9 protein-coding genes are annotated in these 7,741 nt (G+C 63.3%); 8 read left to right on the forward strand and 1 reads right to left on the reverse strand.

Annotated elements, in window-relative coordinates:
• Positions 1–38: 38 nt before the first annotated feature.
• From OU682_RS16165 to OU682_RS16195, 7 genes are read left to right on the forward strand one after another with little or no spacing between them, the layout of a single operon-like run.
• Positions 39–893, forward strand: a complete 855-nt coding sequence (locus OU682_RS16165; RefSeq protein WP_268943210.1) for a branched-chain amino acid ABC transporter permease — start codon at positions 39–41, stop codon at positions 891–893.
• A gap of 3 nt (positions 894–896) precedes the next feature.
• The gene (locus tag OU682_RS16170; RefSeq protein WP_268943211.1) at positions 897–1,868 is read left to right on the forward strand and encodes a branched-chain amino acid ABC transporter permease; all 972 of its coding nucleotides are present in this window, start codon (positions 897–899) and stop codon (positions 1,866–1,868) included.
• Position 1,869: 1 nt separating this feature from the next.
• On the forward strand, positions 1,870–2,637 hold the full coding sequence (locus tag OU682_RS16175) for an ABC transporter ATP-binding protein (protein WP_268943212.1): 768 nt from the start codon (positions 1,870–1,872) through the stop codon (positions 2,635–2,637).
• The gene (locus tag OU682_RS16180; protein ID WP_268943213.1) at positions 2,634–3,338 is read left to right on the forward strand and encodes an ABC transporter ATP-binding protein; all 705 of its coding nucleotides are present in this window, start codon (positions 2,634–2,636) and stop codon (positions 3,336–3,338) included. The genes OU682_RS16175 and OU682_RS16180 overlap by 4 nt, the downstream gene beginning before the upstream one ends.
• 11 nt (positions 3,339–3,349) lie before the next feature.
• A complete protein-coding gene (locus OU682_RS16185; RefSeq protein WP_268943214.1) occupies positions 3,350–4,606 on the forward strand; it encodes a Zn-dependent hydrolase in 1,257 nt (418 codons plus the stop codon).
• A complete protein-coding gene (locus OU682_RS16190; RefSeq protein ID WP_268943215.1) occupies positions 4,606–6,090 on the forward strand; it encodes a M81 family metallopeptidase in 1,485 nt (494 codons plus the stop codon). The genes OU682_RS16185 and OU682_RS16190 overlap by 1 nt, the downstream gene beginning before the upstream one ends.
• A 9-nt stretch (positions 6,091–6,099) precedes the next feature.
• A complete protein-coding gene (locus OU682_RS16195) occupies positions 6,100–6,870 on the forward strand; it encodes a FadR/GntR family transcriptional regulator (RefSeq protein WP_268943216.1) in 771 nt (256 codons plus the stop codon).
• 64 nt (positions 6,871–6,934) lie between these two features.
• Here the strand turns inward: OU682_RS16195 and OU682_RS16200 are convergent, their stop codons facing one another.
• Positions 6,935–7,507 (reverse strand): cupin domain-containing protein, encoded by a 573-nt coding sequence (locus OU682_RS16200; protein ID WP_268943217.1) that lies wholly within the window; start codon positions 7,505–7,507, stop codon positions 6,935–6,937.
• Positions 7,508–7,544: 37 nt separating this feature from the next.
• Between OU682_RS16200 and OU682_RS16205 the strand changes: the two genes are divergently transcribed.
• Positions 7,545–7,741: hypothetical protein (locus tag OU682_RS16205; protein ID WP_268943218.1), on the forward strand; the 197-nt coding region annotated here is incomplete at its 3' end.

A 7,741-nucleotide genomic window follows, 5' to 3' on the forward strand; every position in this document is an offset into this window, starting at 1 on the left:
CGCGCAGGACTTCTTGTCCGGTTTCAGGAGAGAAGCCAGTGATCTATCTTTTTCAGGTCTTGAACGGCATCGGTCTGGGGATGCTGTACTTCCTGCTTGCGGTCGGCCTCAGCGTCGTTTTCGGGCTTTTGCAGTTCGTCAACTTCGCCCATGGTGCCTTTTATCTACTGGGCGCCTACCTGACCTATGACCTGACCACCCGAGGCTTCAGCTTCTGGCTGGCCATGCCAATGGCGACACTGATCGTGGCCTGTATCGCTGCCGTGATCGAGGCGCTGCTGCTGCATCGCATCTACAAGCTGCCGCATACGTTCCACATCCTTGTGACGGTCGGCCTTGCGCTGGTGATCCAGGAGATGGTGATCATTGCCTGGGGGCCGCTCGGTGGTTCCGTGCCCGCGCCCGACGGGTTGCAGGGGGTCGTGATCTGGGGCGATTTCATCTATCCGCAGTACCGCCTGTTCACCATCGGCCTGACCGCCGTCCTGGCCGGACTGCTGTGGTGGCTGCTCGAAGGCACGAGGCTGGGTGCCATTGTGCGCGGAGGCTCCGAATCTCCGTCGAACATGGCGCTGCTTGGCTACAACACGCTGCGCATCAACACGGCCGTCTTCGGCTTCGGCGCCGGGCTTGCGGGACTTGCCGGGGCACTGGCCGCGCCGATCCGGGGCGTCGAGCCGTTCATGGGCATCGAGGCCCTGTCGGTCGCCTTCGTCGTCGTGGTGATTGGCGGCATGGGCAGCTATACCGGCGCGCTGGTCGCGGGCCTGCTGGTCGGCGTGGTCCAAAGCGTCATGACCACGCTGTGGCCCGAAGGCGCGCGGCTGATGATCTATATCGGCATGGCATTGGTGATCGCGCTTATGCCGCGTGGCCTTCTGGGGAGGGCATAGGCGATGAACCCGCTCGACAAACCTTTCGCGCAGCTTGCACTGGTCCTGGTGACCGTTCTGGCGCTGCCGCTATTCCTGAAATCCGGCATCCTTGCGACCGAGATCCTGATCTTCGCCATGGTGGTCGCGGCCTGCAACCTGCTGCTGGGCTATACCGGCCTTCTGTCCTTTGGGCAGGGCATCTTCTTCGGCATCGGCACCTATGTCGCGGGCATCTTCCTGACCCGCTGGTCGGTTCCGGTGCCGCTGGTCCTTGCGGGTGCCGCGATCCTTGGCGCGGCTACGGCGACGCTGGTTGGCTGGCTGTCGATCCGCCGGCAGGGGGTCTATTTCGTCATGCTGACGTTGGCCTTCTCGCAGCTTTTCTACTTCATGGCCTATACGTTCAGCGGCGTGACCGGCGGGGACAACGGGTTGCTGGGTGTTCCGCGCCCGGCCATCGGCGGCAACGCGCTGGATGGGCCCTGGTCCTATTACACCTATGTCGCGGTCTGTTTCGTCGTCATCTTCGCGCTTCTGGTGATGGTCACGCAATCGACCTTCGGCCGCACCCTGCTGGCGATCCGTGAGAACGAGGGACGCGCGGCCGCCATCGGTTTTCCCACGAAGCTGTTCAAGATCGAGGCTTTCGCCATCTCGGGCGCTGTTACGGCACTCGGCGGTGCGCTGCATGCGATGCTGATCGGCGTCGCGCCACTGTCGAACATCGAATACCACACCAGCGAACTGATCCTGATCATGACCATCATCGGCGGCAGCTCCAGCCTGTTCGGGTCGGTCCTGGGAGCAGGGTTCTATCTGCTGCTGGCAGATGCCCTGTCCACGATCTGGCCGCGCTGGCTCTTGCTGCTGGGCCTCGTGCTGGTCGCGGTGGCGTTGTTCCTGCAGGGCGGGTTATGGGGCCTGGTCGTGCGTGGCTATGACCTGATCTTCCGCCGCGACCGCGCACCAAACACTTCGGCCGAGGAGCATTGAGATGACCGACATCGCGTTGCAAACCCGTGGCCTTGGCGTCAAATACGGCAACTTCCATGCCCTGTCCGAGGTGGACCTGCAAATCCGCCGCAATTCGGTCCATTCGATCATCGGGCCTAACGGGGCTGGCAAGACCACCTTGTTCCACGCGCTGACCGGACGGGTGCGGCCATCCTCGGGGCGGATCGAACTGGATGGGCGCGACATCACCGACACCTCGGACGACGACCGGGTGCGGCTGGGAATCGCGCGGTCGTTCCAGGTCACAAGCCTGTTTCCGAACCTGACCCTGCGAGAAAACCTGCGCCTTGCCGCGCAGGGCCGCACCCCCTGGCAGGCGCTGGCGCCCTGGCGGCGGGCCGAGGCGAATGCCGAGGCATTGGACATCGCCGATGGCGTCATCGACCGGCTGGCGCTTGGCAAGGTCACGGGGCGGCTGGCGGGAGAGTTGTCGCACGGCCAGCAGCGCCGGCTGGAAGTCGGGATGGCGATGGCCGCGCGGCCGCGGGTGATCCTGCTGGATGAGCCGACATCCGGCATGGGGATCGACGATATCGAGGTGATGAAGGACCTGATCCGCGATCTGGGTCACGACCACACAGTGCTGTTCATCGAACACAACATGAGCATCGTCATGAACATCTCGGACGTGGTGACGGTGATGCGCCTTGGCCGCAAGCTGGTCGAGGGGCCGCCCGCGCAGGTCCGCGACGACCCCGAGGTGCAGCGTGCCTATCTGGGCAACATGATCACGGGGGATATCGCATGACACCCGCTTTGCGACTGACCGATCTGCACAGCTATTATGGCAAGAGCCACATCCTTCAGGGCGTCAACCTCGAGGTCGGGCAGGGCGAGATCGTCACCCTGCTGGGCCGAAACGGGGCGGGAAAAAGCACCACCCTGAAAACCGCGGTCGGCCTGATCATGCCCCGGCAGGGCCGCGTGGAACTGGCGGGCCGAGACGTGACCGGACAACCCGCGCATCGCATCGCCTCGGCCGGGCTGTCGCTGGTGCCCGAGGATCGCGGCATCTTCCAGCTTCTGTCCGTCGAAGAAAACCTGCGCATTGCCGAGCGTCGCGGATCGCCTTGGGCCATTGGCGACATCTATCGCATCTTCCCGCGCCTGGAAGAGCGGCGCAAGAACGGCGGCGGCCAATTGTCAGGGGGGGAACAGCAGATGCTGTCCATCGCCCGTGCGCTGCTGAACGGCCCCAAGGTGCTGATGCTGGACGAGCCAGTCGAGGGCCTGGCCCCGATCATCGTCGAGGAGATCGTGGCCCAGATCCGCCTGATCCGCGATGCCGGCGTGCCGATCCTGCTGGTGGAACAGAACCTTGCCGTGTGCAGCCAACTTGCCGACCGTCACTATATCCTCGAACTCGGTCGCATCGTGCTCTGCGCCAGCGCTCAGGAATTCCGGGGGGATCCCGGCGCAATTGACCGTTATCTGGGGGTCAAGGCATGAAGGAAGCTGCCATGTCCAATCTGAAGATCGACGCGGAACGGCTGTGGGGCGACCTGATGCGGACGGCAGAGATCGGCGGCACGTCCGATGGGGGCATTGCCCGGCTGACGCTGTCCGATGATGACCGCCGCATGCGCGACTGGCTTCGGGCGCAATGCGATACCCTGGGCCTGGCCACGACCGTGGACGAGGCGGGCAACATGTTCGCCACCCGCGCCGGTGCGCGGCCGGATCTGCCCGCCATCGCCATGGGCAGCCATTTGGACACCCAGCCGACGGGCGGCAAGTTCGATGGCGTCCTGGGAGTACTGGCCGGGCTCGAGGTTCTACGCACGCTCGATGCTGCCGGTTACCAGACCGAGGCGCCCTTGATGCTGGTCAACTGGACCAATGAGGAAGGCTCGCGCTTTTCGCCCGCCATGCTGGGTTCGGGCATTTGGGCCGGTGTCTATGGTCGCGAATACGGCGATGCGCGGACAGATGTGACCGGCGATACCTTCGGGGCCAGCCTCGACCGCATCGGCTATCGCGGCGAAGCGAAGGCAGGCGCGATACGTTTTGGCGCCATGTTCGAACTGCATATCGAACAGGGTCCGATCCTCGAAGCCGAAGGCAAGCAGATCGGTGTTGTTCAAGGTATTCAGGGAATGCGCTGGTTCGACCTGACAATGACGGGGGTTGCGGCGCATACCGGATCGACACCCATGGGAATGCGGCGCAACGCGCTCTTGGCCATGGCGCGGGTGATCGATGGGATCGACCGTATCGCCAAATCCCATTCCGACGCAGTTGGTACCATCGGCTTTCTCGACGTCAGCCCGAATTCGCATAACGTGATCCCTGGAAAGGTGCGCGCCACCATCGACCTGCGGCACCCCTCCGACGCCGTGCTGGACCAGATGGAGGCCGAAACCGCCACACTGGTGCGCGAGGTGGCAGAGACGGTGGGGCTGGAATACAGCTTCGAGCCGATCTCACGCACGGCGGCGGTCGCCTTCAATCCAGACTGCATCGCTTCGGTCCGGGCCGGAGCGAAGGCAGCAGGCTATACGACCCGCGACATCATCTCTGGTGCGGGGCATGATGCAGCCCATGCGGCGGCAGTGGCGCCGACAACCATGATCTTCGTGCCCTCCGCCGGCGGTCTCAGCCACAACCCCGCTGAATCCACCGAAAGTCATGAATGCGCCGCCGGGGCGCAGGTGCTGCTGGAGGCCGTGCTGGATTATGACCGTTGCATGGCCGAAGCACGGAAAGAGATTGCCTGATGACCCGTCTTGTTCTTGCCCGGCTGAACCACGAGACCAACACCTTCTCGCCTTTGCCGACGCCGCTGGCTGCATTTGCACCCAGATGGGGCGCCGACGCGCTGGCTGCCGCCGACGGCTATCCTGCCGCGATCGGGGCGTTTCATGCATTCGGCCGCCGCATCGGTGCCGAAATCGAGGTTCCGCTGATCGCCCATGCCATGCCCTCGGGCCCAGTGGAGGACAATGCGTTCGAGACCATGGCGCAGGCCATCCTTGCTGCCGTGGAAATGGGCTGCGACGGCATCCTGTTGGACCTGCATGGGGCCATGGTGACGCGCAGCCATGACGACGGCGAAGGCGAGCTGCTGCGCCGCGTCCGCGCCGCCGCGCCCGATGTCCTCATCGGCGTGGCGCTGGACCTGCATGGCAACATCACCCAGGCCATGCTTGACAGTTGCGACGTGATTGTCGGCTTCAAGACCTATCCGCATATCGACATGGTAGAGACCGGCGAGCACGTCGCCCGCCTGTTTCAGCCGCTGCTGGCGGGCGGGCCGCGTCCGGCCATGGCGCTGTGCCATCCGCCGATGCTGGCGTCGACGCTCTGCATGAACACCACGACCGACTGCGCCATGACCGACCTGATCGCGCTGGCGCGGCAGGCCGAGACCCGGCCCGGCGTGCAGGCCGTCACCGTCTTCGGAGGTTTTCCGATCGCCGATCTGGCCGAAACCGGGCTTTCCATTGTCGCGGTGGCCGATACGCCGGAACGCGCGGCCTCGGTCGCGCAGGAACTGGGCCGAGAAGGATGGCGCCGCCGCGAGGAATACGTCTATCACGAAGCTCCGCTTCCGGATTCCATCGCCCGCGCGGCGACCTTGGCCAATGGCTCGGCGCCGGTGCTGCTGCTGGATCACGGCGACAACTGCATGTCGGGTGGAAGCTGCGACGTGATGGACGTGTTGGAGGAACTGCTGGCGGGCGGCCATGACGGGATCATGGTCGGTCCCGTCGCCGACCCGGAGACCGTCGGGCAGCTTTTCACGGCGGGCAAAGGTGCCGAAATAGAGATCGCGCTTGGCAACAAGACCCCGGCCGCGGGCCTGCCGCCGCCGCGTTCACCGCTGCGACTGAAAGGCCGCGTAACGGCACTGTCGGACGGGCGGTATCGTGTCGCCGGACCCATCTACAATGGCCAGGAACTTTGCATGGGCCGCGCTGCAGCCTTCGACACTGGCGCCGCACGGATCGTTATCTGCGAACAGCCGCACGAGCCGCTGGATCTGGGCGTGTTCAGCAGTCTGGGCCTGGACCCTGCCGACGCGCGCTTCCTGCACCTGAAATCGCGCATGTATTGCCGGCCGGTTTTCGAAGCGCTTGCGGCCGCCGTGGTGGAATGCGCCAGTTCGGGGGTAACCGCCTCGAATTACGATCTCTTCGCTTTCCGAAAACTGCCTCGACCCATATATCCACTTGACCCGGATTGCGAATGGCAAGGCTGAAGAACCCTGATGAGGCACGAGGCGCTGACAGACAAGAAACGCAGGTTGGACCGCATCAAGCTGTCTGACCAGATCGCCGAAGACATCCGTCGTCGCATCGCTCGGGATGCCATGCGACCCGGCGATCGCCTGCCGCATGAGCGCGCCTTGATGGAGCATTACGGCTGTTCGAAAGGCACAATGCGTGAGGCGCTGAAAGCCTTGGAGGTCGAGGGACTGGTCCGAATGCTGTCGGGGCCCAATGGCGGGCCCGAGATCCAGCATGCCTCGATCGACATCGCCACTCAGCAATTGCGGCAGTTTCTGCACTTCCAGAAGCTGGACTTTGCGCATGTCTACGAGTTGCGCAAATCCCTGGAGGAAAGCCTTGCCCGCAACGTCACCGGCAGGCTAACCCCCGATCATCTGCGACGCCTTGAAGACAATATCCGTGTCTGCGAGGCGGCGAACAATGACCAGGATCGCATCCTCGTGCGCCAGGCTGAGACCGAATTCCATGACATTCTCTGTGAAGCCTCGGACAATGTGCTTCTGGTGTTCATGTGTCGTTTCCTGAACAGCATGCTGCGCGACCTGGTCAGCTACCGCAGCCAGAGCATGCGGGAGCATGAGAACTTCGGCGAGGCCAATATCGAAAGCCACAAGGAACTGCTGTCGGCTTTTCGCGCCGGTGACGCAGAACGGGCCGCCCGTGCCATGCACCAGCACATGTGCTGCGCTGAAAGCTACATGCGGCGGCTGGACGCCTCATTTCGTTCGGACCTGCTGAGCCGGTTCTAGAGCCGAAAACGCGAATACTCATCCCACAAACGAAAGTTGCATTTGAAATAGCAACTCGATGCAATCAGAAGCTGGGAGGCGTACAGGCGCTGACAACCTCGCAGACCGTGGTTCCGGTGTTGCGGAACCGGTGGGGGAGCGAGCTGCTGAAATAATAGCCGTCTCCGGCGTTCAGGACATGAACCTCGTCGCCGATCGTCACCTCGAGCGTTCCGCTTATGACAATGCCGCATTCCTCTCCGTTGTGGGACAGGACATGTCGCCCGGAACTGGTGGTCGGCTCGTAATATTCATGCAGCATCTGGATGTTCCGTCCGGGGCGCTGCGCCGCAAGCAGAAGATACTTGATGCCTGGCGCACCGATGTTCACGTGCTCGTTGCGGCGAAACACCCGGTCCTGATCCAAGGACAGTTCGAAGCTGAAGAACGTGGCGAGATCCATGGGCACGCCATCCAGGATCCGCTTGAGAACGGATACGGAGGGCTTCAGCGACATCGACTCGATCTGCGATATGGTGCCGCTGCCGACACCGGCGCGCCTTGCAAGTTCACGTTGCGACAGCCCTTTCGACTTTCGCACCACACGCAACCGCATCGCAACCAGCCGGTCTTCCTTGTCGTCGTGCTGTCTCGCCATTGCTTTCGTGCTTCGTATTCAAAGCGGAGTTTGGCAGATGGCAATGAAAACAACAATCTGGTTTGCGCAAGAAATCACCGTTGCTTGGCTGGTGCTGTGTCGCGACAATCCGGCAAATGCCCCCCAACTCTTACGTCGCCCAGCATCTGCGCCACCCATCCGGAGCCCCGCCATGTCCCTTGACCTCAACCAGAACGACCTGTCCCATGTCGTTGCCGCCGACCGGGCGCATGT

Origin of the sequence: Paracoccus benzoatiresistens, from assembly GCF_026913015.1 — a bacterium.
Lineage (GTDB): Bacteria > Pseudomonadota > Alphaproteobacteria > Rhodobacterales > Rhodobacteraceae > Paracoccus > Paracoccus benzoatiresistens.

Bases quoted from the DNA above. Each gene is read 5' to 3' on its own strand.
- OU682_RS16170 (WP_268943211.1), top strand. From the start codon at position 897: ATGAACCCGCTCGACAAACCTTTCGCGCAGCTTGCACTGGTCCTGGTG.
- OU682_RS16175 (WP_268943212.1), top strand. From the start codon at position 1,870: ATGACCGACATCGCGTTGCAAACCCGTGGCCTTGGCGTCAAATACGGC.
- OU682_RS16180 (WP_268943213.1), top strand. From the start codon at position 2,634: ATGACACCCGCTTTGCGACTGACCGATCTGCACAGCTATTATGGCAAG.
- OU682_RS16185 (WP_268943214.1), top strand. From the start codon at position 3,350: ATGTCCAATCTGAAGATCGACGCGGAACGGCTGTGGGGCGACCTGATG.
- OU682_RS16190 (WP_268943215.1), top strand. From the start codon at position 4,606: ATGACCCGTCTTGTTCTTGCCCGGCTGAACCACGAGACCAACACCTTC.
- OU682_RS16195 (WP_268943216.1), top strand. From the start codon at position 6,100: ATGAGGCACGAGGCGCTGACAGACAAGAAACGCAGGTTGGACCGCATC.
- OU682_RS16200 (WP_268943217.1), bottom strand. From the start codon at position 7,507: ATGGCGAGACAGCACGACGACAAGGAAGACCGGCTGGTTGCGATGCGG.